The sequence below is a fragment of the Mesobacterium hydrothermale genome, assembly GCF_035818635.1.
Taxonomy (GTDB): Bacteria; Pseudomonadota; Alphaproteobacteria; order Rhodobacterales; family Rhodobacteraceae; genus Mesobacterium_A; species Mesobacterium_A hydrothermale.
This window is the reverse complement of sequence record NZ_JAYLLH010000020.1, coordinates 26,433-50,747: the sequence shown is the minus strand read 5'-3', so window position 1 is coordinate 50,747 and position 24,315 is coordinate 26,433. Positions and strand designations below refer to the sequence as shown.

The following is a 24,315-nucleotide window of genomic DNA, read 5'->3' as shown; positions in this document are numbered from 1 at the left end:
GCATCCGCAACCGAACCAAGCCGGTGGCCAGCAGATCACATAGCTCGGCCCGGCGTTCTGCGGGCGTCATCTGGTCAGGTGGCAGAGGGTTGGGTCTTTTCATGTTCGAGGCGGCCATGCTTGCTGGTGTCGTTACCAGCCAAAAGCCACCCTGAAACGCTTTGTGGGACAGACGCTCTTCAACACCGGTGAAGGTGTGAACATGTGGTGAACATGCGCTCTTGTGGAGCTGCCTTTTGTCCACGATTATCGGAGGTTGAATCGAGTTGAGAGACAAAATGCATTGAGAGGTGAGTACATGGCGCGCAAAGCAATTCCGATCGGCCCCAATATTCTTGCGTTGGTCGAAGATGCACGCATTGACCTTGCTTGTGCAGCGCTTGCCCTTCAGGAGGGCGAAAACGAACCCGAATTCAATTTATCAGAGGAGATTCCGACTTCGTCCGATGAAGAGTTGGTCAATGAGTTTCGACAAGAAATTGTTGATACGTTATCTCAATTCGATTTGGACGAACTGCGGCCAGCCGAACAACGCTGCCGGCGGATCCGCGCGCTTGCAGATGGCAAGGGAATTTCATCCCTCACAACGATTGTCGAACGGCAGTTCAGCGAAGAGCAGGTTTTGCAAATTGAGGCCCAACCAGATCCTCTGTGTCGGAGCATCTGGGCATTTCTGAACGCTCGCCAGACGTTCGAGGATGCGGAGAGTTTTCATTTTGCGCGCCAATTCCGCGACCACGGCAAAATGTACGATGCGTTCGAAGTGGAATTGGAAAAAACAATTACCCTTGACGCAAACGCAATAAATGAAACCGCGTTGGCGTCGAAGATCACGGAGGTCCTTGAACTCAAGACAGCTTGCACCGTCAAAGCGCTCGATCTTCCGGCAACCGAAGCGCATCCCACTTCGATTATGCTCATAGTCCGTCACGGTGGCCCGTTGTCGAGCGTGCATGACCACCGCGACGACGGGCGGCGAGGAACGATCTATTTCCGTCCGCCCAACGAAGCGACATTGATTTACACGCCGTCGAAAAGGCAGATCGAAATATGCGGCGATAGTCCAGTCGTTCGACAAAAGGTAAGCGATGCCTTTGCCGAGGTGACGCTTGAACACGATATTTCTCAAAAACCGCTAACCTGGAAGCGCTACAACCTCAGCCGGTTCCGCGCGTCGCTGGCACTTCCGACCCCGACGATTGAAGGCGTAGAAATCCAGGTGGCGCGGGTTTTGGAAGTTGAAATCCGTCTGGGTCACTGGAGCCGAAAACTGGCTCTGAAAGTTGCTATCGATGATGACATCCAGGACGTCGCGACGAGGTACCTCGGTCGCGGTAACATCTTCCGGCGGGCGGCCAGTTTCAGCCGCATAGGTATTGCAGTGAAATACAATCGAGCGGGCGACATGAAGGAACGATCGCTCAATATTACCGTGTCTGGCGCCAAGAGCTGCAATTTGCAGAGTAACAAGGACCCCGAGGAAAGAAGCCTCGGGTTTGCTTTACTGCATGAATGGGGGATCCTGAGCGCCTTCCGTCAAATCGACAACGGCGATCTTCGCTCCATGCTGCCGCAGTTGGTCGACCTGTACGATCTAGAAGACGATGAGGTCAGCGGCGGATATCTGCGTGAAATCGGGCTTGATCCTGATCGGCTGATTGAAGGCGGGCTGCTCGAGCGGCGCGATCGCCAGGATGTGGTACTGATTGACGAGGACGACATTAATGGTGAGGTCGAGATCAAGCCCTCATCGACACCGGGAATGGTCTCGGCAACGGGCCCATTCGGCGAAGACGCAGGCGAGCGCCCTGCGGCCGATCTTGAACGGTACCAAATCAATCGGGAATGGCTTCAGGAAACTGTGCTGAAGCTCATCAGGCCATTGCTAACAAACAAGGCAGCGCAGGTGCTCGATCAGGATCTCGTCCTGATGGGTGACATGGGGATGGATGGCGTTAGCACCCCGGTCTATTTCGCGCGGCGCTTGGGTGATCCTCAGATCATAAACAAACTGGATCAGCTTTTGCGGGCGCGGAATGCGTCCGGGATCGGGATCGTCCTGACATCCAGCACCGATACGCTCACCTGCCTCGGGCCGAATGTCGTCATTCCAGTGCTCACGCATCTGTCTGATGAGGGCGAAGATCTGGTGCTGTCACGCGATGCGCTTGCGCAAACCTTCAGCTCCGGGCGGAATATCGCTACAGGGGGCAGTTCGGTCGCAGTGCTGAAGTCCGGCACCCAATCCGCTTCATTGTGCATTCCAGGAAAAGCACCGCTCGCCATTCTTGGTGCAAATCAGATCCGCATCTTCGAAAAGCTGGTCACGGCGCATCTTGCCGGCAGTCCAGATGTCAAAACCGCTGATCTCATCGAGGGTACGGGCGTCAAAAGCCCGCAGCAGGCGTTCAAGAAGCCGATGTGGGAGAGCATCCTTGCCGTCTATATCGCGAAGGGCTCGACCCGTGGATATTGGCGTCTTGTCGTCTGATTTAGCCCATCTCGACAGGCCGGTCTAACGACGGTCTAAAATATTGCGGGCGACGGTCTAAAAAACCGCTGTCTATTGGAAAGGCTCACTCTTCAGAGGAGCATTCCAATGCCGACTCCCTTCCCCTCGAACCAGGCAGCACAAACGAGCTGGCCCGGTAGCGCAAAGTCAAACCCCAACCGTTTGAGCCCGGAATGGCGCTGCACGCGTTGTGACAAGCTGCTCGGCGTCTGCCGGGACGGCAGCATGCACCTGCGCTTTGCGCGGGGCCACGAGTATTTGGTTGGCTTCCCAGTTCAGGCCACGTGTCGCGGCTGCGGCACGCTGAACCAGGCGCAATCACCCGTGCGCTGAGGCGCGCATCTCTCCAATTCCCTGAAATCGCAGAGACGCACGACGTCCTGACCTGGCCACGAGAAGGCGCTGGACGCCTGGCTGCAAGGCAGGCGTCCAATGTCCATCGCGTGGCACGAGATCCGTGATCACCTCATGTTGTTATCTTCCACTCTCAGTTTCCAAAGGAACTTCGAAGCCCTTCGGTGCATCAACGAACCGCTCGCGCATTTCGCTGATCCGGCTGCATTGCTGGACACGCTGCAAGTCGGCAGCCGCGGGCCAGATGAGAAGAACCGAATATTGGTTGCTCTGGTCCGGGCTGCACAGTCTGGCGACGAGGCGGCCGATTGTGCCCTGACGCTCATGCTGCTGGCGCTCTGGCCGGGGCTGGATGCGGTTCGGCGCAGATCAACGTGGCGCAAAATCGGCACTGGCGATGAGGTTGCATCCGAAATCCCGGCACGGGCCTCCGAGGCCATTCGCTGTCTGGATCTGCAGCGCGTCAACTGGATCGCGGCAACCATCCTTCGAAACATCGAGCGGGACCTGATCAGAACGCGTCAACGCGAGGACAGGCACCAGAACCAGCTTACCGACGCTGATCCCGATGAAATCCCGTCTGACGGCGAAGCGCCGGCCAACGCCAGCCCCGCACTGCTCCACCGCGATCTCGTCCGCATCGTCGGCAAGGATTCCGATCTGGTGATCCGTGTGGCCGTCGACGGATTCTCCCAGGCCGAAGTCGCGACCGAACTGGGGCTGTCTGAGGCGGCGACCCGGAAACGCTATCAGCGGGCGACCCAGCGGCTGCGCGACGCGCTGCAAGAATTTCGCTGAGCCGATGTCCCGATCCCTGCAATGCGGTGGCTTTTCCCATTCAGACGCCACCGCGCACCCACACCAACCGAAAGTCGACCCGTATGATCCGAAAAGCCGACCTCATGTCCGCGGACCTCAAGCGCATCCCCGGCCTCTATCGCCGCTGGGAACTGCCGGAAATCTTGAAGGACCAGCGCGCCTATCGCATCGAAAAAGCCGGTGCCCACGAGGATGGGACGCCTCTCGTGGCGGTCTACGCCGACGATGGCACAGGTCGGCCTGGCAAGCAGCACAACGCCTCAACCACGGACACCGAAGCAGCTTCTCGCCCTGCCGGGGCAATGTCGCGGCGGCCTGAGTAGAGGCCAGAGGAGGAGACCATGTTGATGCAACACCCGCCATTCACAACCGTTCGCTCAATCCGTCCGCTGACGGAGATCGAGTTTGCCGCTTGGGTCGCACAGGCCGTGCCCGGTGACCGGCTCGAATACCATCGCGGATTTTTGGTTCTCGATACGTTTGCGCTTTTCACCCAGCTCGACGACCGGGGCCGAACCGAACTTGCAAAGCTCGGATCACGCGCCTTTTGGGCCGCGGAACAAGGCCTCGTGCATCTGGTGCAACAGCGGATCGCTCCGGACCAGTTCGCCTACATCGCCGTCGCCCGACCCAAGCCGAAGGCCGCTGCCGTCTCGCTCTCCGAGCTGCTGCTCGCTGAGCCGGAGGCCGCGTGATGCCTGCTTTCCAATCCTTTTTCACCGAGTACGGAGATCCATTCATGCCGTTCCCCGAGAACACCCCCACGCCGGATGATCTGCCTCAGTTGAGCGCGGCCGACATCGCCGAATTGCCGGTCGAGTTACTGGCCATCCTGCAGCGCGAGATCGATGAGCGCCTGAAGTTGGTCAAGTCGGCCAAGGCCCGGCTCGATGGTGCGCTGACCGTGCGCTACGCCAGCCGCGCTGCCGAGGAACGGCAGATAGCTGGCAAGGATACCGGCACAATCCGGTTTGATGATGGTGATTTCACCGTGGTCGCCGATCTGCCGAAGCGGGTGGCTTGGGATCAGGACCGGCTGGCCGCCATGGTCGCGCGGATCCGCGATGCCGGTGACGATCCCGCCGAATATGTCGATCTGGCCTACAAGGTGCCCGAGCGAAAATACGCGGCCTGGCCCGAGGCGATCCGCCAGGGCTTTGAGCCAGCGCGCACCGTGCGCCCCGGAACGCTGAAAATCGAGCTTCAGGCGCAGGGAGGGGAGCAATGAGCCTCCCGATAATCAGCGCCGACGAACGTCTGGCTGAGCCCCGCGGTATCAAGGGCTGCATCTTCGGGAAATCCGGCATTGGGAAAACCTCGCTGCTCTGGACCCTCGATCCCGACCGCACCTTGTTCATGGATCTCGAAGCGGGCGATCTCGCCATCGAGGGCTGGGCCGGCGACAGCATCCGGCCGCGCACCTGGACGGAATGTCGGGATTTCGCGGTGTTCATCGGTGGGCCCAACCCAGCACTGCGCGCTGAGCAGCCATACAGCCCCGCGCACTATGCCGCCGTCTGCGACCGCTTCGGCGATCCGGCCGCACTCGATCGCTACGACACCATCTTCGTGGACTCGATCACCGTGGCTGGGCGGCTGTGTTTCGGGTGGTGCAAAGGCCAACCCGAGGCGCTGTCGGAGAAGACCGGCAAGCCGGATGTGCGCGGGGCCTACGGGCTGTACGGCCGCGAGATGATCGGCTGGCTGACCCATCTCCAGCACACGCGGGCCAAGAATGTCTGGTTCGTCGGGATCCTCGACGAGAAGCTCGACGACTTCAATCGCAAGGTGTTTCAGCCCCAGATTGATGGCTCCAAAACTGGGCTCGAGTTGCCGGGGATCGTCGATGAGGTGATCACCATGGCGGAGCTGAAGGCCGACGGCGGCGATCCTTACCGCGCTTTCGTCTGCCAGACGATCAACCCCTGGAGCTTTCCGGCCAAGGACCGCTCCGGCCGCCTGGCACAAGTCGAAGAACCCCATCTTGGTCGCCTGATGGCGAAGATCCGGACGCCTACCACCCCGGCGAAGGATCGCATGACATACGCCCCGCCACCCGCCGATCCGGCCGGTGCCGACCAATCCCAACCGCAATCCTGATCAGAAAAGGAGGTTCCCCATGGGTTCCTGGAACGATTTCAACGACGCGCAGAGCAACACCAACCTCATTCCGAAAGGCACGCTGGCCAAGGTGCGCCTGACCATCCGTCCCGGCGGTTTCGACGATGCCTCACAAGGCTGGACCGGCGGGTATGCCACGCGCGGCTCGACCGGCGCGGTCTATCTCAATGGCGAGTTCACCGTGACCGAAGGACAATATGCCCGGCGCAAGATCTTCACCCTGATCGGGCTCTACAGCCCCAAGGGGCCGGACTGGACCAACATGGGCCGCAGCCTGGTGCGCGGCATGTTGAACTCTGCGCGCGGGATTTCCGACAAGGACATGTCCCCCGAAGCGCAGGCGGCGCGGCGGATCAGCGGCTTTGCAGATCTGGACGGCATCGAGTTCATCGCGCGCATCGACATCGGCACCGATGCCAGTGGCGACGACAAGAACGAGATCCGCAGCGCCGTCACGTCCGACCATCGCGACTATGCGCAGGTCATGGGCGCGGCACAGCCACCGCTTTCGCTGGGGCAACAATCCCAAACTCCGCAAGGTTCGCAGCCCTCGCAGGGTTCGCAACCCCTGCAGGGTTCGCAACCCTCTCAGGCACCGTCGGCTGCTGGCCGTCCGTCCTGGGCACAATAGGAGGGTCTTGCCGTGTTGCTCCGCCCCCGCCAGAAACTCTTTGTCGAGCGTAGCGTCAGCGCGCTCGATGAACATGGCAACGCGCTTGGCGTGGCTCCGACCGGGGCTGGCAAGACGATCATGCTGTCGGCGGTGGCAGGCAATATGGTCGGTGACACCGACGCCAAAGCCTGTGTGCTGGCACACCGCGATGAGTTGACGGGCCAGAACAGATCCAAGTTCTCCCGCGTCAATCCCGGGCTGTCCACTTCCGTTGTCGATGCGCAGCAGAAATCCTGGGCCGGTCAGGTGACCTTCGCCATGGTGCCGACGCTGACCCGTGCCGCCAAACTCGACAATCTGCCGGTGCTTGATCTCCTGGTGATCGATGAAGCCCATCACGCGGCCGCCGACAGCTACCGGCGCATCATCGACAAGGCGCTGGATCTCAATCCGGATTGCAGGGTGTTCGGGGTCACGGCCACGCCAACCCGCGGTGACAAGAAAGGGCTGCGACCGGTCTTTTCGAATGTTTCGGACCAGATACGCATTGGCGAGTTGATCTCTGCCGGCCATCTGGTGCCGCCGCGCACTTTCGTTGTCGATGTCGGTGTGCAGGGCGATCTGGGCAGGGTGCGCAAGACAGTGGCGGATTTCGACATGGGCGAAGTCGATGCCATCATGAACCGCGCGCCCGTCACCGACGCGGTGATCAGCCGTTGGCGCGAAAAGGCCGGGGATCGGCAAACCGTGGTCTTCTGCTCGACCGTCGATCACGCCCGCAACGTGGCCACCGCGTTCAACGCGGCCGGGGTGCCGACAGGCTTGATCTACGGCGACATGGGCGAGGCCGCACGCAAAACCGTGCTGGCGGATTACGACGCGGGCAAACTGCAGGTGGTGGTCAATGTCGCCGTCCTCACCGAGGGCTGGGACCATCCGCCCACGTCCTGTGTCGTGCTACTGCGGCCCTCATCCTTCAAGTCCACCATGATGCAGATGGTCGGTCGGGGCCTGCGGACGGTTGATCCCGAAGAATACCCGGGGGTGCTGAAAACAGACTGCATCGTGCTGGATTTTGGCACATCCACATTGCTGCACGGCTCGCTCGAGCATGATGTCGATCTCGACGGCCGCGAGGGCACTGGCGAGGCCCCGACCAAGGAATGTCCGGATTGTGAAGCGACCGTGCCGCTGGCGGTGATGGAATGCCCGCTCTGTGGCCATCTCTGGGAGCGCGACGACGCCGAGGGCGCATCAGACCTGTCTGATTTCGTTATGTCGGAGATCGACCTGCTGAAACGCTCCAGTTTCCGCTGGTGCGATTTGTTCGGCGATGATGCGGCCCTGATGGCGGGCGGTTTTGTCGCCTGGGGCGGTGTGTTTTTTCTGAATGGCCGCTGGTACGGCATCGGCGGGCGGCAGAAGGAGCAGCCCAGATTGCTGGCTGTGGGCGAGCGCACGGTTTGCCTTGCGGCCGCCGATGACTGGCTGAACACCCATGAATCCGACGAGAGCGCCCACAAGACCCGGCGCTGGCTGAACCAGCCTCCCTCCCAGAAACAGCTTCAGTATCTGCCCGCTGAATACCGGCAGGATTTCGGGCTGACCCGCTATCAGGCCTCGGCACTGCTGTCCTTTCGTTTCAATCGCAACGCCATCCGTTCGCTGGTGTTCGGGGCGGACAACGGTGGTCGCACCGTTCGCAACGCAGATGCGATCAGGAGGGCGGCATGACCGATGGTGAAATTCCCGACAACAACGGACCGACAACGCCTGTGGCATCCGCGTGGAACGCTCTGTGCTGTCTGCCAGCAACCCACACATGGCTTTGGCTGGCGCGATCCGGTCCGGTCGAAACAGCCCCGGCAATCGGTCTGGTTTTGCTCGATGCCCTGCCAGGGCTTCTGGACGCGATTGGCGCGGGGGCGTTTTGCCATGGTTGATCTCACCGAAGAAGAACGCGCCGCTGTCACCGCCACCTTGAAACGCGTCGCGCTGCTGATGGACGAGATCGGATGGCAGACCGCATTCGCCGATCTGACCGAGGCGCAGGTTCGCGCTCTGATCGAGGAGGCAGTCGAGGGTTTCCGTGAGGCCATGGCTGATATCGCGAAAGCCCAGACACCGGAGGTGCCGTTCTGATGCTGGATTTCAATCATCGCCCCTCCATGGCCGAGCGGATCAACGAACTGATCGACGCCGCTCTCATTGCCGAGCGCGAGGCCACGCCGCCCCGGACCTATCTCGGCGCGTCCCGTCTGGGGCATGCGTGCGAACGTGCGCTGCAGTTCGAGTTCGCCGGTGCGCCGAAAGATGAGGGGGCCGATTTCAACGGCCAGACGCTTCGGATCTTCGCAATTGGTCACCAGCTCGAGGATCTGGCAATCCGCTGGCTACGCGCCGCCGGGATCGACCTGGTCACCCAAGAACGCGATGGCGGCCAGTTTGGCTTCTCGGTCGCGGGCGGTCGCATCCGGGGTCATGTCGACGGGATCATCGCCGATGTTCCGGCGGCGCTTGGCATACGTGTTCCCGCGCTCTGGGAATGCAAAACGATGAACGCGAAGAACTGGCGGGTCTGCGTCAAGGACGGCGTGACGGTCTCCAAGCCCGTCTACGCCGCCCAGATCGCGATCTATCAGGCCTACATGGAACCTTCGGCGCCGGGGATTTCTGCAACACCGGCGCTCTTCACCGCGATCAACAAGGACACCGCCCAGCTGCATCATGAGCTCGTGCCGTTCGATGCCGATCTCGCGCAGCGCATGTCCGACCGAGCGGTGCGGATCCTGCAAGCCACTGACGCAGGTGAACTGCTGCCGCGTATCGCGCAGGCCCGAGATTTCTTCGAATGCCGGTTCTGCTCTTATGCGGACCGTTGCTGGGAGCAGCTTGCATGAGCGACGACAGCATCATTCATTTCAACCCGTGGACGGATTTCAACGACGCGGCCCTCGCACGGCAAGATGCCTCGCTCGACGATCCGTTCGGGGTGGAGCCGGACGCCGCACAAATCAAAACGTTCCTCGATGTGGTGTTCGGCTACTGCGAAGGCCTGATCCCTGTGCGCGGCTTTGTCGACAAGGGCCAGGGCAAGGACGGAAAGCCGCACAATATCTGGATTGATGCGGACAATACCGCACCGGAAAAACTCGCAACCTTCGCCAATTGGGCCACGCGTGAGGGCGCGGCGGTCTATGTGATCCCCGGCACCGTTGCCGAACCAGGTCAGGCCAAATCGGCCGATGTGCTGCAAATGCAGGCGATCATCGTCGATCTGGACGCGGGCGACATTCCGGCCAAGCTGGACCATCTGATCACGCATCTCGGACAGCCCACCATGATCGTTGAAAGCGGCGGGCGCACGAGGGTTGGCGCAACCAAACTCCATATCTGGTGGAAACTGACCGAACCGGCCGAGGGTGATGATCTGGCCCGGCTCTGTATCCTGCGCGGTGAGATTGCCCTCAAGGTTGGCGGCGACACGCATTTTCGCTCTGCACACCAACCCATACGGGTGGCAGGCAGCGTTTATCACAAGGGCGGTCTCCAGCGCCTGGTTCAAATCCGGGAGCAAAACACTGTCGAGGTCGATCTTGATGATTTTGCCGAACTGGTCTCGGACATGCCGGCCATTCCTGGTGTCGGCGTGGAAACCACACCAGAAACAATTGCAAAACCCGACCTCGGATCGGTTTTGACCAACCCGGTGCGCGAAGGCGGCACCGATGCATGGTCCCGCTTTGAGGGAGCCTCGGCTGCGATCGGCCATTTCATCCGCATGGTGCATGAAGGGCGCATGAGTGCGAACGAGGGTTGGCAAGGCATCTGCGGCTACAACGCCGCGATGCTGCGCCCGAGCTGGTCCGAGGAACGGCTGAAAACAGAATCTGACCGGCTTTGGGCCCGGCATGTCGAGAAGAACGGACCGCCCTTGTTGCGATTGGAAACCGGCGTGTCAGGGCCGATTGAGATGCCCGCGTTCACGCTGGGCACATTGCTGGACGACCAGAGCCCGATGCCGGAGGACATCATCGCACCGCGCGTGCTGACGCCGGGCGGGCTGCTGGTGTTGGGCGGTGCCCCCAAGGTCGGCAAGAGCGATCTGCTGATCTCCTGGCTCGTGCACATGGCCGCTGGCGTGCCGTTCCTTGGCTTCACCCCTCCGCGGCCGCTGCGGATCTTCTACCTGCAGGCCGAGATCCAGTATCACTATCTCCGGGAACGGCTGAGGCAGATTGCGCTTCCGCCAGAGGTGCTGGACGCTGCACGGGACACTTTCGTTGCCACGCCCAAGCTGAAGATGCTGCTCGACAACGAGGGCAGCTTGCGCGTGGCGCGTGCCGTTCAAACGGCCTTCCCGGATGCGCCCGTGGACATCCTCTGCGTCGACCCGATCCGCAACCTGTTCGACGGCGGACCAGATGGCGGCGGCGAGAATGACAACACCGCCATGATGTTCTTCTTGAAGGAACGGGTGGAGGTACTGCGCGACCATATCGACCCTGATTGCGGTGTCATCCTGGTCCACCACACCAAGAAGCTCAGCAAGCAGCAGATAAAGGACGATCCCTTCTTGGCGCTTTCCGGCGCCAGCGCGCTGCGCGGGTTCTATACCTCGGGCCTGATCCTGCACCGTCCCGACGAGGAGGCCTCGGAACGCAAGCTGGAAATCGAGCTTCGGAACGGCCCCGCGCTGCGGGCAAAGCTCGTCGACAAGGTCAAGGGGGCGTGGGTCGAGGTGAACCCGATGAACGAGCGGCTCGTGCGCGCCGAACAGGGCGCGAAGTTTGATGCGGAGCGCGACCGAAAAGGCGAGGTCATCGTCGACATTCTTCACCGCGAGGCGCGCTCGGGGCGCATGTACACCATGACCCTCTTCGCCGAGGCCTTCGAGAACAAGAGCGGCCTCAGCGGGCAGACCAGCATTCGCGAGAGGCTGAACGTCCTGACCACCAAGGGGATCGTCAAGTTCGTCAAGGGCGATGCCGCAAGCGATCTCGGCCTCGCCTCGGACCGCAGCAAGTACGGCTATCTCTGCGTCGAACACATGGAACTGGCGACCGGCGAGGAGGCCACGGATCCGGAGACCGGCGAGGTCACCCCGGTGCATGTCCGGGTGTTCCCGAGCCACTACAAATGCCCCCAGACCGGGGCCGTTCTGCCGGTCGAAAACCCCGCTGTCTGGGTCTATCCGGAGGGGGGTGAGGCATGAGTATAGCCGCCCCGAATGCATCCGAAATCTGGACGCGGAAATCCGAAATCTGGCCAGATTTCGCGAAATCTGAAATCTGCGCGCAATCTGGAATCTGGGTTTTCTGCCGGTTTTTCAATGGGTTGACGGGCCTGCGTCAGATTTCGGACGGGTTGATCCGCAATCTGACCCGCAATCTGGATTTCCTCAATGAAATCATGCGGTTCTGCCAGATTCCAGATTTCGGAAAAGGCACCCCTAAAGGGGTGGGTGGACTCCCCCCGTCAGGTGGGGAGGTCCACCACCCACCCCTGGGCGATTTCGTCCACCGCGATCCTGTCCATCCCTTCATCGAGCAGCCGGAAAAAAGGAGCCCCCAAATGGCCGCGACACCAACCTTTCCATCCTCCACCATCCTCGCCCTCGATCTGGGCACCACGACCGGCTGGGCATTGCGCGGCCAAGACGGGCTGATCACCAGCGGCACGGTCAGCCTCCGTCCCGGCCGCTATGACGGCGGCGGCATGCGGTATCTGCGCTTCACCAACTGGCTGACGGAGATCGACCGGCTCTCCGGCCCAGTGGAAGCGATCTGGTTCGAGGAGGTTCGCCGCCACGCCGGGACCGACGCGGCCCATGTCTACGGCGGGCTCATGGCCACCCTGACTGCGTGGGCCGAGCTGCGCGGCGTGCCCTACGAGGGTGTCCCGGTCGGCACCATCAAACGCCACGCCACCGGCAAGGGGAACGCGCCCAAGCAGGCGATGATCGACGCCGCCCGTGCCCGGGGCTTCAGCCCGGCCGACGACAACGAGGCCGATGCCATCGCGATCCTGCTTTGGGCGATCGAAACCAAGGGAGGGCTGGCATGAAGACGATGCGCTTCACACCGCCGGGCTATGGCGGGCGGCGACGCGACCCCGATGAGGTCAAGCGTGACGGCTGGCGGGAGCAAGGCCTGCTGGCGGTCTCAGTGGAAGACGACCGGTTGACCTGGCCCGAGCGGGAACTGGTGCGGCAACTCGGCGAGCGTCTTTACGGCAAGCGGGAGGAACGACATGGCTGACTGGACGATGGCCCGGGTGCAGGACCGGCTGGAATTGGCGGCCGACGTGTTCGCGCAGATGCCGGCCGTGAGGCCGCAGGGGTATTTCAACTCCTGGCCCGAGTATTTCCACAGCTTCGCCGATCAGGTCGGCCAGGAGCCTCGAATGCGGCGACCGCTGCCGAGCCCGCGCATGATCACGGAGGCCGAGGAGGCGATGCTCTGGCTGCGCTGGCTCGAGAAGGACGACGCCCGGATCGTCTGGCTGCGCGCCAATCGGACGCCATGGAAGAAGATCGGCTGGGAGATCGGGTTAAGCCGCCCGGCCGCCAGCCGCCACTGGGAATACGGCCTTGCGGTGATCGTGTGGCGGCTCAACGGGCGGGTGCCGTCCTCCAAACGCTCGAAGCGCTTCGTGATCGAAAACGCCGACAGGCTGTCAAGGAAAATCGTCCTGTGAGAAAATTTTCGGTGAGACATCGCGGGGGATTCACCAGGGCCGCTCCGGGGGCTACAAACGGACCAAGATCGCAAGAGGCGCGAGCGAGGGACGGAACGGATGAGCGAGGTGGTTGAAATGGGCAAGCGCGGACCGGCTGACCGGAACAACCTTCTCCGCCGACTTGCAAGTCTTTGATTTTACGGGTCCTTCCTGTTCACCAACGTATTCGGGGGGGCTTGGCGCGAGGCTTTCCCAGTGACGCCGCCGAAAATACCCGTTTCGTTTCGCTTTGCCACAAAACCCAATGAAACAAGGGGCTGACGGCCCCGAACACCCCGCCTGAAACGAAACGGGGGTCGGACCCCATTTCGCTTTGGCCCGCGCCCGGCTTCGCTTTCGAACCCCAACACCAGGAACCACCCATGGACGTGATCGAGCTGCCTCTCGGGCAGATCATTCCCTATGCTCGCAACCCGCGCCGCAACGACAAGGCGGTGGCCGCAGTTGCCGCGTCGATTGCCGAGTTTGGCTGGCGCCAGCCGATCGTGGTTGACGAGGACATGGTGGTGCTGGCCGGGCATACCCGGCTGGAAGCCGCACGCCAGCTGGGGCTCGCGGCCGCGCCGGTGCATGTCGCCAAGGGCCTGACCGAGGCCCAGGCGCGCGCCTTCCGGATCATGGACAACCGCTCGGCCCAGAACGCCGAGTGGGACGAGGACCTGCTGGGGCTGGAACTGGGCGACCTCCTTGAGGCCGAGTTCGACCTCGGCCTCACCGGCTTCACCGAGGACGAGTTGAACGCGCTTCTTTCCGGCGTCGAAGAGGCGGCGGCCGAGGATGCCGATGAGGTTCCAGACGCACCGGATGACCCGGTCAGCCGCCCCGGCGATCTATGGCAACTCGGCCCGCATCGCCTGCTCTGCGGTGACGCTACGGTGGCAACCGACGTGGAACGACTGCTGGGGAACGACAAGGCCAACATCTGCTTCTGCGATCCGCCCTACAACGTCGACTATGCCGGCGGGGTTGGCGCCGAGAAAGCCGGCAAGGATCGCCGGATCAGGAACGATGCCCTGGGCGATGCCTTCGGCCAGTTCCTGTATGTTGCCTGCGTGCTGATCAACGCGCGCACTGCGGGCGCGGTCTATATCTGCATGTCCTCGAGCGAGCTGCACACCTTGCAGAAGGCCTTCACCGAGGCCGGCGGCCACTGGTCCACCTTCGTGATCTGGGCCAAGGATCGGTTCACGCTTGGGCGCTCGGACTACCAACGGCAATACGAGCCGATCCTCTATGGCTGGCCCGAGGGCGCCAAGCGCCGCTGGTGCGGGGCGCGCGACCAGGGCGATGTGTGGCTGATCGACCGGCCGGCGAAGAATGACCTGCACCCGACGATGAAGCCGGTTGCGCTGGTCGAGCGGGCTCTCAGGAACTCGAGCCGCGTGGGTGATCTGGTGTTCGATCCTTTCGGCGGCAGCGGCACCACGCTGATCGCGGCCGAGACCACCGGTCGCAAGGCGGCGTTGCTGGAGCTTGATCCGAAATTCGTCGACGTGATCGTGGAGCGCTGGCAGCGCTTCACCGGGCGGCAGGCGGTGCTGGATGGTGACGGGCGCAGCTTCGCAGAGGTTCAGGACGGACGGGAAGCTGCATGAAGCAATCTCGCTTCATGTCGCTGATCGAGGCCATCGCCAATGTGACGGTTGGCTATGGCGTCGCCGTTGTGACGCAAATCCTGATCTTCCCAGCCTTCGGGCTGCACACGACGCTGGTGCAGAACCTGAAGATGGGCGGGATATTCACCATCGTAAGCCTGGCCCGCTCCTTCGCCCTGCGGCGGCTGTTCGAGGTGCTGCAGATCCGGGGCGCAGAATGAAAAACCGCCGCCCGACGTTGGGCGGCGGCAGCAAGATTGCGGTGAGGCCGGGTGTCAGTCTCTGGCGATGCGGTAGACCCGTCCGCGCCCCTCGATCTTCTCGGAGGTGATCATCAGGCCCAGCTTTTTCTTGAGCGCGCCGGACATGGCGCCGCGGACGGTGTGAGACTGCCATCCCGTTTCGGCGACGATCTCGTCGATGGTGGCGCCACCTTTTGCGCGAAGCATCTCGATCAGCTTCGCCTGCTTGGTACCGGTGCGCGGCGTGCGTGTCTTCGGCGCGGGGTCGGACACGGCGGGAGCATCCTGCGCGGGTTCGTCGCTCTGCGCCTCGTCGGCGCCCATGGGCGCGCTGTTCCCGTCCTCCGGCTCGATGCCGACGGCGGCAAGGCCCGCGTTCGTGATGCGCAGGAGGATGGCGCGGCCGTCCTCGTCGTTGCGCCAGATGCAGTTCAAGGCGGGATCGGCCTTCGCGCGTTGGTCTGTCACGGTTTCGGTGATCAGTCCGCGCTTCATGAGCGCGCCGACCACTTTCTGCGCGGCGGCGCTAAGGATGATCGCTTGCGTGTCGGATAGCTTGGTCATCTGGGGTCTCCGTGTTCGGGACCGCGTCATGCGGCGCCTTCTACAACCCCATGCCCGCCAGCGGGCGGGCCGGAGTTCGGCAAGGCCGAAGATCACTCGTCGTATTCTCCCTCGCCGAAAGCGCTGTCGGTGATGCGCCGGAGCAGGCCGGCGTAGTGCTCGAGGCTGCCGACCACCGCCCAGCCGATCTCGTCGGGGGGGCAGTTGAAATGATCGTCGCTCAGCGCCTGCAGCCGGGCAAGCATCTCATCGATCTCGGCCTTCTTGGCCGTAAAGGCGGCGAGGGCGGCTTCGTGATTGCGACGGGTCTTCTCGGCACGAAGCTGATGGCGGGGTGTGGTCCGGGGGTTCAGACGGGTCATTGGTATTCCTCAATTTTTCCGCTCGATCATGGCGAGGATGGCGCAGGCCATGCCGCCGAGAAACTCGCCGCGGCGGAAGACGATCTCGTCGATCTCGCTGACGCGGTCGATGGCGGGGTCCACCGCAAGGTCATCGGCCATGTGCGGCAGCAGGCGGAGGGCTTCGGCGTTGTAGCGTTCGGCGAGGGTCATGGCGGGCTCCTTCAGGCGTGTCGTTTCGTTTGATTTAGCTTCGCTCCGAAGCGCCGCTATATCCAGTATAATCGCAGCAATATCATGGCTTTATAAGCGGACTGGGAGCCATCGCGTGTCATCGACCAGCCAGCCTATTGCGGTGATCGCGAAGCTTCTGGATCTCTCCGAGCGGCGGGTGCAGCAGTTGAGCCGCGAGGGCGTGATCCCGAAGGCGACGCGCGGGCAGTACGACCTGATCGGTTCGGTGCGCGGCTATGTGCGCTATCTGCGCGACCAGGCGGCGAAGGCGCAGGCCGGCGCGCCGGACTATGCCGCCGAGCGGGCCCGGTTCATCCGGGCGCGCGCCGATCTCGCCGAGATGGAGGCGGAGGAGAAGCGCGGCGCGGTGATCGCGGCGGGCGACGTGGAGGCCGCCTGGATCGCGGTACTGGCGCTGTTGCGCACGCGGCTTCTGGCGCTGCCCGACCGGCTGGCGCCGCAGGTGCATGGCGCGGCAAGCCCCGGCGCGGTTCGGGACATGCTGCGCGGGGCCCTTCGCGAGGCGCTGGAGGAACTGGTGGAGACGGATGTGCGCCTTGAGCGAGACCAAGACGACGATCCTGACCCTGCCGGGGACGCAAGTGATGCACCGGACGGTGGCTCGGGTGCTGAAGGCGCTGACCCCGCCGCCGGAGCTGACGATCAGTGACTGGGCGGATCAGAACCGCAGGCTGAGTTCGGAGGCGAGCGCCGAGCCCGGGCGCTGGCGCACCTCCCGCGCCGAATACCAGCGCGGGATCATGGACGCGATCTCGGATGCGTCGGTGGAGACGGTTGTGGTCATGTCATCTGCCCAGACCGGCAAGACCGAAACCCAACTCTGTGCCGTCGGCTATCACATCGACCAGGACCCGGCACCGATCATGGTGGTGATGCCGACTGAGCGCGATGCCGAGACCTGGTCGAAGGACCGCTTCACGCCGATGGCGCGCGATACGCCGTGCCTGAGGGAAAAGATCGCCGATCCAAAGTCGCGTGACGGCAACAACAAGATCCTGCACAAGCGCTTTGCCGGCGGGCATTTGACGATTGTCGGGGCTAATGCGCCCTCGGGGCTCGCGAGCCGGCCGATCCGGCTGCTCTTGTGCGACGAGGTGGATCGCTACCCGTTCAGCGCCGGGGCCGAGGGCGATCCGGTGAACCTGGCGAAGAAGCGCACGGTCACCTTCTGGAACCGCAAGATCGTGCTGGTTTCGACGCCGACCAACCGGGGTGCGAGCCGGATCGAGACGGCCTATGAGGAAAGCGACCAGCGGCAGTTCTGGGTGCCGTGCCCGGACTGTGGCGAATCCCAGGTGCTGGTCTGGGGACAGGTCAAATGGGTGAAGAGCGACCGCGGTGAACACCGCCCCGAGACCGCGCGCTATGAATGTATCCACTGCGCGGCGAAGTGGGACGACCAGACAAGATGGGCCACTGTCGGCAAGGGCGAATGGCGGGCGCGGAGGCCCTTTGCCGAGATCGCCGGCTTCCACCTCAACGAGATATATTCGCCCTGGGTCCGGCTCGAAGCGATGGTGAAAAATTTCCTTTCTGCCCGCGCGGGTGGCGACCAGGCAATGAAGACCTTCGTGAACACCTCGCTCGGCGAAACCTGGGTGGAGACGGGCGATGCGCCCGACTGGCAGAGGCTGAGTGGGCAGCGGGAGGACTTGCCGGCGGGATTGGTGCCCGAGAAGGGGCTGTTCCTCACCGCCGGCGCAGATGTGCAGAAGGACCGGATCGAGGTCGATGTCTGGGCCTGGGGGCGCGGGCTGGAGAGTTGGCTGATCGACCATCTGGTGATCGAGGGCGGGCCCGCCGATCCGGCTTGCTGGGCAAGGCTGTCGGAGCTTCTGGGGCGGACATGGCAACACGCAAGCGGCGTGCCGATGAGCATCGCGCGGCTGGCCATCGACACCGGCTACGAGACCAGCGCCGTCTATGGCTGGGCACGTCAGGTGGGCTTTGCGCAGGTCGCCCCGGTCAAGGGGGTGGAAGGGTTCAATCGCGCGAGCCCCGTCTCGGGCCCGACCTTCGTTGACGCCACCATCGCGGGGAAACGTCTGCGCCGGGGCGCGCGGCTCTGGACAGTGGCGGTCTCGACCTTCAAGGCCGAGACCTACCGGTTTCTCAGGCAGGAGCGGCCGACGCTCGAAGAGGTTACGGCCGGCGCCGCATTCCCGCCCGGCACCGTGCACCTGCCGGGCTGGGTAGACAGTGAGTGGCTCAAGCAACTCGTCGCCGAGCAGCTGGTGACGGTGAAGAACAAGCGCGGCTTTGCCAAGCTCGAATGGCAGAAGCTGCGCGAGAGGAACGAGGCGCTCGACGCCCGCGTTTATGCCCGTGCGGCCGCGTGGATCCTCGGGGCAGATCGCTGGTCGGACAAACAATGGGATGATCTGGAGCGGCAGGTCTCTCCGACCGAACTGGGGACACCGGCGCCGGCGGTGTCGCGCCCAGCGAGACCCGCGCGCCAGCGCCGGTCCGTGCGTTCGAATTACATGGGATAGCGCTTTACTCGTTGAGGGTACGTTGCACAATTCCCGGATCCTTGGCGATCATCGCCAGCAGAACCCGCGCAGGGCCATCGGGGCGTCGGCGGCGGTGCTCCCAGTTCAAGAGCGTGCCCTTGGCAACCCCGATACTGCGCGCGAACTCCGCTTGCGAAAGGCCGGTTCTGGCGCGGATGGTTTGCACGTCTGGCTCGGGAATGTCGATCTCGTGGATCACCGCAGGACCTTTGCCGCGCGCGTGGGCAAGAGCCTCTTTCAGGCCTTGTTCGATGCTGTTGAATGCGTCGCTCATCGCTTGCTCCTGTAGGTTTCTGTCAGGGCCTTGCCGAGGGTTTTGACCGCCTCGGTTTCGGCCTTGGTCAGGTTGGCCTTCTCGTTCTTGGCGAAGACCGTGATCAATATGACCGGTGTGCCGTCTTCGGGGCTGAATACATGGATCACCCGGTATCCGCCGCTTTTTCCGCTGCCTGCCCTCGCAAAGCGAAACTTGCGCACACCGCCGCCAATGGAAACGCCACTTAAAGGGTTGTGGGCGACAAAATCGATCAACTCCATGCGCTCGTCGTCGCTCATGATCGCGCGGGCGCGGCGCTGGAACTCCGGCATTTCGACAACGGTTACAATGGTCATGACACGAGATATACGTCACTGACCTATATGTCAATGACTAAGTTGGGATCGTAATGGCCACACTGGCAGAACTGCAAACCCGCCGCGACGCCCTGGCGGCCGCGCGCGCGAGTGGTGTGGCCCGAGTCAGCTATGACGGCAAAACGGTGGAATACCGCAGCCTGGCGGAAATCGACCGGGCCATCGATGTGCTCAACCACGAGATTGCCACGCTCGAGGGCCGCAGCGTGATCCGTCAGGTGCGCGTGACCACGACCAAGGGGTTGTGATGGGCCTGCTTGATGCCTTCCGCCGCCAGAAAACCGGCGGCCCTTCTGCTATGCGCGCGCGCCTCGAAGGCGCGATGTCGCGGCGTCGCCTGCGGGGCTGGAACCCGCCCTTGGAGAACATCAACGCGCTGGTGGCCTCGGGCGGTCCGCGCCTGCTGGCCCGCTCGCGCGAACTGGTGGTGACCAATGGATACGCCGCCAATGCCTGCGAGGCTTATGCGGCCAATCTGGTTGGCGACGGGATCAAGCCGTCGTCGCTCATTGAAGACGGGGAATTGCGCGACCGGGTTCAGCGCCTGTGGCTGGCCTGGACCAATCAGGCCGACGCCGATGGTCTCACCGACTTCTACGGGCTGCAGGCGATGATCGCGCGCGAGATGTTCGTCGCCGGGGAATGCTTCGTGCGTATCCGGCCACGCCGGGCAGAGGACGGGTTGCTGGTGCCGATGCAGTTGCAGCTTCTGCAATCGGAAATGCTGCCCTTCGACAAGACCGAAACCGCGCCAAACGGCAACCAGATCCGCTGCGGCATCGAGTTCGACCGGATCGGGCGACGCGTCGCCTATCACTTCCGCCGTCGCCACCCCGGAGACAGCACGGACCGAAGGGATGTCATTCCGGACACCACAAGGGTGCCCGCCGAGGACGTTCTCCACATCTACCGCCCGATCGATGCGGGTCAAATCCGGGGCCTGCCACATGTGGCGCCAGCCATGGTGCGGCTGTTTCTGCTCGATCAGTACGATGACGCCGAGCTCGATCGCAAAAAGACGGCGGCGATGTTCGCGGGCTTCGTCACGAAAAACGCCCCCGAAGAAACCCTGATGGGGGAGATCGAGGACGAGGGCACCGGCATTGGCATTGCCAGCTTAGAGCCGGGCACCCTGCAGGTGCTGCTGCCGGGCGAGGATATCAAGTTCTCCAGCCCTGCCGATGTGGGGGGCGGTTACGAGGCGTTCCAGTATCGCACCCTGCTGGCGATCTCGGCCTCGCTGGGTCTGCCCTATCATCTGGTCACCGGCGATGTGCGCCAGGCCAATTATTCGAGCCTGCGCGCCGAACTGGTCGAGTTCCGCCGCCGAATCGGCCAGTTGCAGCATGGGGTCATGGCGCACCAATTCTGCCGCCCTGTCTGGCAGCGCTGGCTGGAAATGTCGGCCCTGTCGGGTGTGCTCGATCTGCCCGACATGGCCAAGGCCAAACCGGTTCACTGGATCCCGCCACGGTGGGACTGGGTCGATCCGCTGAAGGACATTCAGGCGCAGCTTCTGGGCATCAATGCCGGGCTGATGTCGCGCAGGAAAGCGGTCGAGGCCACCGGCTACGACATCGAGGAAATCGACCGCGAGAATGCGGCGGATGCGGCGCGGGCTGCAGAGCTTGGCCTCAACTATTCCACCAGCCCCGGCGAGGCGCAGGGCGCGCGGGCGACGCCGCAAAAGCCGGCTGATCCAGACAAGGGAAAGTGATCCATGAAAACCTGGTACTCGATCTGCGCCCTCGATGAGGGCGCGGAAATCTCGATCTATGATGAAATCGGCGCCTATGGCGTCAGCGCGAAGGCGTTTCTGGCCGATCTCGGCAAGCTGCCGGACAAGTCCCCGCTGACATTGCGGCTCAACAGCCCCGGCGGCTCGGTGTTCGACGCGGTGGCGATCTACAATGCTCTGCAACGTCACGCCGGCAATGTCACCGTGAGCATCGACGGCATTGCCGCCTCGGCTGCCTCCTACATCGCCATGGCCGGCGACGAGATCGTCATGCCGGAAAACGCCTTTCTGATGATCCATGATCCGTCGGGGCTCGTGATGGGAACGGCGGCTGACATGCGGGCCATGGCCGAGGCGCTCGACAAGATCGGTGCCTCGCTCATCAAGGGCTATGCCGCCAAATCCGGCAAGGCGGAGGATGAGATCGCCAGCCTGATGGCGGCCGAGACCTGGTTTGATGCGTCTGAAGCCATCGATATGGGGCTCGCCGATACCCTGGCCGCGCCGGTGAAAATGGCCGCCCGCTTCGATGTGAGCGGGTTCAGGAACACGCCGGAAGCGATCATCGCGGCGATGACGGCGAAGGCCGACCCCACTGCGGTCAACCCGGATCCGGAACCTGCCAACGGGTCCAATGCCGATCCGGAACCTGATCGCGCCGCCATCCGCACGGAGGCGATGGCCTACGCCAAAACCGTGGTCGATCTCTGCCGGCTGGCGGGTCAGCCGCAGATGGCCGCCGGCTTTCTCGAGGCGGAAACCGACCTCGAGGATATTCGTAAATCCCTCATCGACGCCCGCGCGGCTGTTGATCCCGACATCTCCTCCACACACCCGCAACCGGGGCCCGCGCCTCAGGCCAAACCCTGGGGTGATGTGATCGCCCGAACCTTCAAGCGCAAAGGATAACCAACCATGACCACGCTCACCGAAACCACCCACGCTGGCGGCTTTCTCGTCTGGGAGGCCTTCCGCGATTACACCCGCGAGGTCGTCACCATCGCCAACAGCGCCGCCAACCCGGTCCTGCAGCCCGGCACCGTGCTGGGCAAGATCACCGCGACCGGCAAATACACCGCCCACGATCCGGCGGCCGTCGATGGCACCGAAACGGCGGTCGCCGTGCTCTGGGGCAAGGCAGATGCCACGGCGGCCGATGTGGATGCGGTTGTGTTGCTGCGCGGTCCCGCCATCGTCAACGCCAACGATCTGGTGTTCACCGGTACGCCGACCCAGCCCGAGATTGATGCGGCGCATGCAGCATTGGCCGCCGCCGGCATCCTGGTGCGCTGACACCTGACAAGCTGAAAGGACATTCCCATGCCCACACTGGACATCTTCGACACCGATGCCTTCTCGGTGATCGAGCTTACCCGCGCGCTCGAAAACATCCCCTTCAAGCCCGCCACCCTCTCGGGCTCCGGCCTCTTTGCCGATCGCGGCGTGCGCAGCCGCACCGTCGTCATCGAGAGCCGCGACGGCACGCTGTCGCTGATCCCGTTCTCCGAGCGCGGTTCGGCCTATGAACAGCAGGTACCGGAACGGCGCGACGTGCGGGCCTTCGTCTGCCGCCAGTTCAAGAAGCAGGACGTGCTCTGGGCCTCCGAGATCCAGGGCATCCGCGCCTTTGGCTCCGAGAGCGAGACCCAGCAGATCCAGGCCGAGGTGGCACGTCGCCTGCGCCGCCTGCGCACCGATGCCGAGGCGACCTTCGAGTATCACCTCCTGAACGGCATCCAGGGCAAGGTGCTCGATCCCAAGGACGGGGCGGTGGTCATCGACTATTTCACCGAGTTTGCCATCACCCCGGCGGCGGAGGTGAACTTCGATCTCGCCGCCACCAACCCGGCCTCGGGGGCGCTCCGCAAGAAATGCCAGGCGCTGATCGAAAGCGTCGAGGACAGCCTCGGCGGGCTCTCCACCGGCGCGGTGCAGCTGCGCGCGGAATGCGGCTCGGCCTTCTTCGCCGATCTCGTGGCCCACAAGGAGGTGCGCGAGACCTACCTCAACACCGCCGCCGCGGCCGACCTGCGTTCGCGCGTCGCCGATGAAGTCAGCTTCGGCGGCATCAATTTCCGCCGCTACCGGGGCAATGCCGCCTTCGGGGTGCCGCCCGATAAAGCGGTCTTCTATCCCGAAGGCGTGGAAGGGCTCTTCGAGATCTACTACGCCCCGGCCGACACCTTCGAGACCGTCAACACCCTCGGCCTGCCACTCTACGCCCGCTCCATTCCCGACCGGGACCGCGACGAATGGGTGCGGCTCGAGATCGAGAGCAACCCGCTGCCGATCTGCACCCGCCCACAGGTGTTGCGCTCGGCGCGGAGGACCTGATGAGCGCCTTCGCCGCGGCTCTCGATGTGTTCTTCACTGACCCGCATCTCGCCCGCGACGTGGTCTATACCGCCGAGGGCGGCGCGCCGGTGCTGGTGCACGCCATTCTGCGTCGGCCGGACGACGTCACCGGCTTCGGCGAGGCGCGCCTCTGGTCGGAAACGACCCGGCTGGATCTGCGCGTCGCCGAGGTCGCGAACCCGCGCCCCGGCGATCGGATCGAGATCGACGGCGAGGCCTTCCTCATCCAGGGAGAGCCCGTCCGCGACCGCGAGCGGCTGGTCTGGACCGTGGACCTGAGACCCGCGTGAAGCTGAAGCTCGACATCACGCCCGACCTCGTCGCCGCCATGGCCGCCGAGGTGAAGGCCGGAGAGAAGGCCGTCACCGCCGCGATGCGCGAGGCCGGGACCGGGCTCAAGACCGCCTGGCGCGGCCAGATCACCGGCGCCGGGCTCGGCCGTCGGCTGGCCAACTCGATCCGGAGCCAGACCTACCCAAAGGCGGGCGAGAGCCTGAACGCCGCCGCGCTGGTCTGGTCGAAGGCCCCGGTCATCGTCGGCGCGCATGACACCGGCCCGCTGATCCGCTCGCGCGATGGCTTCTGGTTGGCGATCCCGCTGCCCGCCGCTGGCAAGGGGCGGCACGGGGCGAAACTGACTCCGGACGAATGGGAGCGGCGGAGGGGAATGCGCCTGCGCTTCGTCTATCGTAGTCGCGGGCCGAGCCTGCTGGTGGCCGACGGGCGGCTGAACACCAAAGGCCTTGGCATGGCCTCGCGCTCGAAAACCGGCCGCGGCCGTGCCACCGTGCCGATCTTCCTACTGGTCCCGCAGGTCAGGCTGCCGAAGCGGCTGAACCTCGACCGCGACTCGGAGCGGGCGCTCGACAGTGTGCCGGGGCTGATCGTGGCGAATTGGGTGGAGGGGAGGTTCTGAAGA

Annotated in this window: 31 protein-coding genes; 26 read left to right on the top strand and 5 right to left on the bottom strand. The window is 63.6% G+C overall.

Features of this window, described 5'->3' with window-relative positions; translation table 11 throughout:
- Positions 1-298: 298 nt before the first annotated feature.
- From VK792_RS13875 to VK792_RS13795, 17 genes are all read left to right on the top strand, one after another.
- Positions 299-2,491 carry a hypothetical protein gene (locus VK792_RS13875; protein ID WP_326298145.1) on the top strand — a complete coding sequence of 731 codons (2,193 nt, stop codon included), beginning with the start codon at positions 299-301 and terminating at the stop codon, positions 2,489-2,491.
- Positions 2,492-2,944: 453 nt separating this feature from the next.
- Complete coding sequence (locus VK792_RS13870) at positions 2,945-3,664, top strand: RNA polymerase sigma factor (protein ID WP_326298144.1); 720 nt, start codon at positions 2,945-2,947, stop codon at positions 3,662-3,664.
- 83 nt (positions 3,665-3,747) lie between these two features.
- Positions 3,748-4,008 (top strand): hypothetical protein, encoded by a 261-nt coding sequence (locus VK792_RS13865; protein WP_326298143.1) that lies wholly within the window; start codon positions 3,748-3,750, stop codon positions 4,006-4,008.
- Between the two features lie 18 nt (positions 4,009-4,026).
- Positions 4,027-4,380 (top strand): hypothetical protein, encoded by a 354-nt coding sequence (locus tag VK792_RS13860; RefSeq protein WP_326298141.1) that lies wholly within the window; start codon positions 4,027-4,029, stop codon positions 4,378-4,380.
- A gap of 44 nt (positions 4,381-4,424) precedes the next feature.
- Positions 4,425-4,913, top strand: coding sequence for a hypothetical protein (locus tag VK792_RS13855; RefSeq protein ID WP_326298140.1), 489 nt, complete (start codon positions 4,425-4,427; stop codon positions 4,911-4,913).
- Positions 4,910-5,785 (top strand): ATP-binding protein, encoded by an 876-nt coding sequence (locus tag VK792_RS13850; protein WP_326298138.1) that lies wholly within the window; start codon positions 4,910-4,912, stop codon positions 5,783-5,785. Before VK792_RS13855 ends, VK792_RS13850 begins: the two co-directional genes overlap by 4 nt.
- A 19-nt stretch (positions 5,786-5,804) precedes the next feature.
- A complete protein-coding gene (locus VK792_RS13845) occupies positions 5,805-6,437 on the top strand; it encodes a hypothetical protein (RefSeq protein WP_326298136.1) in 633 nt (210 codons plus the stop codon).
- Between the two features lie 12 nt (positions 6,438-6,449).
- On the top strand, positions 6,450-8,153 hold the full coding sequence (locus tag VK792_RS13840) for a DEAD/DEAH box helicase (protein ID WP_326298134.1): 1,704 nt from the start codon (positions 6,450-6,452) through the stop codon (positions 8,151-8,153).
- Entirely contained in the window at positions 8,150-8,362 is a 213-nt protein-coding gene (locus tag VK792_RS13835) for a hypothetical protein (protein ID WP_326298133.1), read from the top strand. The genes VK792_RS13840 and VK792_RS13835 overlap by 4 nt, the downstream gene beginning before the upstream one ends.
- On the top strand, positions 8,355-8,561 hold the full coding sequence (locus VK792_RS13830; protein ID WP_326298131.1) for a DUF6511 domain-containing protein: 207 nt from the start codon (positions 8,355-8,357) through the stop codon (positions 8,559-8,561). Before VK792_RS13835 ends, VK792_RS13830 begins: the two co-directional genes overlap by 8 nt.
- Entirely contained in the window at positions 8,561-9,319 is a 759-nt protein-coding gene (locus VK792_RS13825) for a hypothetical protein (protein WP_326298129.1), read from the top strand. The genes VK792_RS13830 and VK792_RS13825 overlap by 1 nt, the downstream gene beginning before the upstream one ends.
- Positions 9,316-11,634, top strand: a complete 2,319-nt coding sequence (locus tag VK792_RS13820; RefSeq protein WP_326298128.1) for an AAA family ATPase — start codon at positions 9,316-9,318, stop codon at positions 11,632-11,634. The genes VK792_RS13825 and VK792_RS13820 overlap by 4 nt, the downstream gene beginning before the upstream one ends.
- Positions 11,631-12,485 (top strand): crossover junction endodeoxyribonuclease RuvC, encoded by an 855-nt coding sequence (locus VK792_RS19550; RefSeq protein WP_435404861.1) that lies wholly within the window; start codon positions 11,631-11,633, stop codon positions 12,483-12,485. Before VK792_RS13820 ends, VK792_RS19550 begins: the two co-directional genes overlap by 4 nt.
- Positions 12,482-12,679, top strand: a complete 198-nt coding sequence (locus tag VK792_RS13810) for a hypothetical protein (protein ID WP_435404860.1) — start codon at positions 12,482-12,484, stop codon at positions 12,677-12,679. The genes VK792_RS19550 and VK792_RS13810 overlap by 4 nt, the downstream gene beginning before the upstream one ends.
- The gene (locus VK792_RS13805; RefSeq protein ID WP_326298127.1) at positions 12,672-13,118 is read left to right on the top strand and encodes a DUF6362 family protein; all 447 of its coding nucleotides are present in this window, start codon (positions 12,672-12,674) and stop codon (positions 13,116-13,118) included. Before VK792_RS13810 ends, VK792_RS13805 begins: the two co-directional genes overlap by 8 nt.
- A gap of 404 nt (positions 13,119-13,522) precedes the next feature.
- Positions 13,523-14,755, top strand: coding sequence for a DNA modification methylase (locus VK792_RS13800; protein ID WP_326298126.1), 1,233 nt, complete (start codon positions 13,523-13,525; stop codon positions 14,753-14,755).
- Positions 14,752-14,976: a DUF7220 family protein gene (locus VK792_RS13795; protein WP_326298125.1), complete on the top strand. Its 225-nt coding sequence runs from the start codon at positions 14,752-14,754 to the stop codon at positions 14,974-14,976. Before VK792_RS13800 ends, VK792_RS13795 begins: the two co-directional genes overlap by 4 nt.
- Before the next feature lie 54 nt (positions 14,977-15,030).
- On the opposite strand, the gene VK792_RS13790 is transcribed toward VK792_RS13795, so the two are convergent.
- From VK792_RS13790 to VK792_RS13780, 3 genes are all read right to left on the bottom strand, one after another.
- Positions 15,031-15,561 (bottom strand): DUF3489 domain-containing protein, encoded by a 531-nt coding sequence (locus VK792_RS13790; protein ID WP_326298124.1) that lies wholly within the window; start codon positions 15,559-15,561, stop codon positions 15,031-15,033.
- Positions 15,562-15,653: 92 nt separating this feature from the next.
- Positions 15,654-15,923 (bottom strand): hypothetical protein, encoded by a 270-nt coding sequence (locus tag VK792_RS13785; protein WP_326298122.1) that lies wholly within the window; start codon positions 15,921-15,923, stop codon positions 15,654-15,656.
- Between the two features lie 9 nt (positions 15,924-15,932).
- Positions 15,933-16,115 carry a hypothetical protein gene (locus tag VK792_RS13780; RefSeq protein WP_326298120.1) on the bottom strand — a complete coding sequence of 61 codons (183 nt, stop codon included), beginning with the start codon at positions 16,113-16,115 and terminating at the stop codon, positions 15,933-15,935.
- A gap of 115 nt (positions 16,116-16,230) precedes the next feature.
- Here VK792_RS13780 and VK792_RS13775 point away from each other — a divergent pair, with 115 nt between their 5' ends.
- Together VK792_RS13775 and VK792_RS13770 are read left to right on the top strand one after the other, a co-directional pair.
- Positions 16,231-16,806, top strand: a complete 576-nt coding sequence (locus VK792_RS13775; protein WP_326298119.1) for a terminase small subunit, Nu1 — start codon at positions 16,231-16,233, stop codon at positions 16,804-16,806.
- Positions 16,694-18,649, top strand: coding sequence for a phage terminase large subunit family protein (locus tag VK792_RS13770; protein ID WP_326298117.1), 1,956 nt, complete (start codon positions 16,694-16,696; stop codon positions 18,647-18,649). Before VK792_RS13775 ends, VK792_RS13770 begins: the two co-directional genes overlap by 113 nt.
- A gap of 4 nt (positions 18,650-18,653) precedes the next feature.
- Here VK792_RS13770 and VK792_RS13765 read toward each other — a convergent pair whose 3' ends face one another.
- Complete coding sequence (locus tag VK792_RS13765) at positions 18,654-18,944, bottom strand: helix-turn-helix domain-containing protein (RefSeq protein ID WP_326298116.1); 291 nt, start codon at positions 18,942-18,944, stop codon at positions 18,654-18,656.
- Positions 18,941-19,258 carry a type II toxin-antitoxin system RelE/ParE family toxin gene (locus tag VK792_RS13760; protein ID WP_326298115.1) on the bottom strand — a complete coding sequence of 106 codons (318 nt, stop codon included), beginning with the start codon at positions 19,256-19,258 and terminating at the stop codon, positions 18,941-18,943. Before VK792_RS13760 ends, VK792_RS13765 begins: the two co-directional genes overlap by 4 nt.
- Positions 19,259-19,335: 77 nt before the next feature.
- On the opposite strand from VK792_RS13760, the gene VK792_RS13755 reads away from it, so the two are divergent.
- The 7 genes from VK792_RS13755 to VK792_RS13725 are packed head-to-tail and all read left to right on the top strand — an operon-like array spanning position 19,336 to position 24,312.
- On the top strand, positions 19,336-19,551 hold the full coding sequence (locus VK792_RS13755; protein ID WP_326298114.1) for a phage head-tail joining protein: 216 nt from the start codon (positions 19,336-19,338) through the stop codon (positions 19,549-19,551).
- Positions 19,551-21,020: a phage portal protein gene (locus VK792_RS13750; RefSeq protein WP_326298113.1), complete on the top strand. Its 1,470-nt coding sequence runs from the start codon at positions 19,551-19,553 to the stop codon at positions 21,018-21,020. The genes VK792_RS13755 and VK792_RS13750 overlap by 1 nt, the downstream gene beginning before the upstream one ends.
- A 3-nt stretch (positions 21,021-21,023) precedes the next feature.
- Positions 21,024-21,950 (top strand): head maturation protease, ClpP-related, encoded by a 927-nt coding sequence (locus VK792_RS13745; RefSeq protein ID WP_326298111.1) that lies wholly within the window; start codon positions 21,024-21,026, stop codon positions 21,948-21,950.
- 6 nt (positions 21,951-21,956) lie between these two features.
- Positions 21,957-22,334, top strand: coding sequence for a head decoration protein (locus VK792_RS13740; RefSeq protein WP_326298110.1), 378 nt, complete (start codon positions 21,957-21,959; stop codon positions 22,332-22,334).
- Between the two features lie 27 nt (positions 22,335-22,361).
- A complete protein-coding gene (locus VK792_RS13735; protein WP_326298109.1) occupies positions 22,362-23,375 on the top strand; it encodes a major capsid protein in 1,014 nt (337 codons plus the stop codon).
- A complete protein-coding gene (locus VK792_RS13730) occupies positions 23,375-23,686 on the top strand; it encodes a head-tail joining protein (protein ID WP_326298108.1) in 312 nt (103 codons plus the stop codon). The genes VK792_RS13735 and VK792_RS13730 overlap by 1 nt, the downstream gene beginning before the upstream one ends.
- Positions 23,683-24,312 (top strand): DUF6441 family protein, encoded by a 630-nt coding sequence (locus VK792_RS13725; protein WP_326298107.1) that lies wholly within the window; start codon positions 23,683-23,685, stop codon positions 24,310-24,312. Before VK792_RS13730 ends, VK792_RS13725 begins: the two co-directional genes overlap by 4 nt.
- Positions 24,313-24,315: the final 3 nt, after the last annotated feature.

What these genes read in the sequence shown, in the direction of transcription:
- VK792_RS13875 (WP_326298145.1), top strand. Translation starts at nt 299, where the DNA reads ATGGCGCGCAAAGCAATTCCGATCGGCCCCAATATTCTTGCGTTGGTC.
- VK792_RS13870 (WP_326298144.1), top strand. Translation starts at nt 2,945, where the DNA reads ATGTCCATCGCGTGGCACGAGATCCGTGATCACCTCATGTTGTTATCT.
- VK792_RS13865 (WP_326298143.1), top strand. Translation starts at nt 3,748, where the DNA reads ATGATCCGAAAAGCCGACCTCATGTCCGCGGACCTCAAGCGCATCCCC.
- VK792_RS13860 (WP_326298141.1), top strand. Translation starts at nt 4,027, where the DNA reads ATGTTGATGCAACACCCGCCATTCACAACCGTTCGCTCAATCCGTCCG.
- VK792_RS13855 (WP_326298140.1), top strand. Translation starts at nt 4,425, where the DNA reads ATGCCGTTCCCCGAGAACACCCCCACGCCGGATGATCTGCCTCAGTTG.
- VK792_RS13850 (WP_326298138.1), top strand. Translation starts at nt 4,910, where the DNA reads ATGAGCCTCCCGATAATCAGCGCCGACGAACGTCTGGCTGAGCCCCGC.
- VK792_RS13845 (WP_326298136.1), top strand. Translation starts at nt 5,805, where the DNA reads ATGGGTTCCTGGAACGATTTCAACGACGCGCAGAGCAACACCAACCTC.
- VK792_RS13835 (WP_326298133.1), top strand. Translation starts at nt 8,150, where the DNA reads ATGACCGATGGTGAAATTCCCGACAACAACGGACCGACAACGCCTGTG.
- VK792_RS13830 (WP_326298131.1), top strand. Translation starts at nt 8,355, where the DNA reads ATGGTTGATCTCACCGAAGAAGAACGCGCCGCTGTCACCGCCACCTTG.
- VK792_RS13825 (WP_326298129.1), top strand. Translation starts at nt 8,561, where the DNA reads ATGCTGGATTTCAATCATCGCCCCTCCATGGCCGAGCGGATCAACGAA.
- VK792_RS13820 (WP_326298128.1), top strand. Translation starts at nt 9,316, where the DNA reads ATGAGCGACGACAGCATCATTCATTTCAACCCGTGGACGGATTTCAAC.
- VK792_RS19550 (WP_435404861.1), top strand. Translation starts at nt 11,631, where the DNA reads ATGAGTATAGCCGCCCCGAATGCATCCGAAATCTGGACGCGGAAATCC.
- VK792_RS13810 (WP_435404860.1), top strand. Translation starts at nt 12,482, where the DNA reads ATGAAGACGATGCGCTTCACACCGCCGGGCTATGGCGGGCGGCGACGC.
- VK792_RS13805 (WP_326298127.1), top strand. Translation starts at nt 12,672, where the DNA reads ATGGCTGACTGGACGATGGCCCGGGTGCAGGACCGGCTGGAATTGGCG.
- VK792_RS13800 (WP_326298126.1), top strand. Translation starts at nt 13,523, where the DNA reads ATGGACGTGATCGAGCTGCCTCTCGGGCAGATCATTCCCTATGCTCGC.
- VK792_RS13795 (WP_326298125.1), top strand. Translation starts at nt 14,752, where the DNA reads ATGAAGCAATCTCGCTTCATGTCGCTGATCGAGGCCATCGCCAATGTG.
- VK792_RS13790 (WP_326298124.1), bottom strand. Translation starts at nt 15,561, where the DNA reads ATGACCAAGCTATCCGACACGCAAGCGATCATCCTTAGCGCCGCCGCG.
- VK792_RS13785 (WP_326298122.1), bottom strand. Translation starts at nt 15,923, where the DNA reads ATGACCCGTCTGAACCCCCGGACCACACCCCGCCATCAGCTTCGTGCC.
- VK792_RS13780 (WP_326298120.1), bottom strand. Translation starts at nt 16,115, where the DNA reads ATGACCCTCGCCGAACGCTACAACGCCGAAGCCCTCCGCCTGCTGCCG.
- VK792_RS13765 (WP_326298116.1), bottom strand. Translation starts at nt 18,944, where the DNA reads ATGAGCGACGCATTCAACAGCATCGAACAAGGCCTGAAAGAGGCTCTT.
- VK792_RS13760 (WP_326298115.1), bottom strand. Translation starts at nt 19,258, where the DNA reads ATGCCGGAGTTCCAGCGCCGCGCCCGCGCGATCATGAGCGACGACGAG.
- VK792_RS13755 (WP_326298114.1), top strand. Translation starts at nt 19,336, where the DNA reads ATGGCCACACTGGCAGAACTGCAAACCCGCCGCGACGCCCTGGCGGCC.
- VK792_RS13750 (WP_326298113.1), top strand. Translation starts at nt 19,551, where the DNA reads ATGGGCCTGCTTGATGCCTTCCGCCGCCAGAAAACCGGCGGCCCTTCT.
- VK792_RS13745 (WP_326298111.1), top strand. Translation starts at nt 21,024, where the DNA reads ATGAAAACCTGGTACTCGATCTGCGCCCTCGATGAGGGCGCGGAAATC.
- VK792_RS13740 (WP_326298110.1), top strand. Translation starts at nt 21,957, where the DNA reads ATGACCACGCTCACCGAAACCACCCACGCTGGCGGCTTTCTCGTCTGG.
- VK792_RS13735 (WP_326298109.1), top strand. Translation starts at nt 22,362, where the DNA reads ATGCCCACACTGGACATCTTCGACACCGATGCCTTCTCGGTGATCGAG.
- VK792_RS13730 (WP_326298108.1), top strand. Translation starts at nt 23,375, where the DNA reads ATGAGCGCCTTCGCCGCGGCTCTCGATGTGTTCTTCACTGACCCGCAT.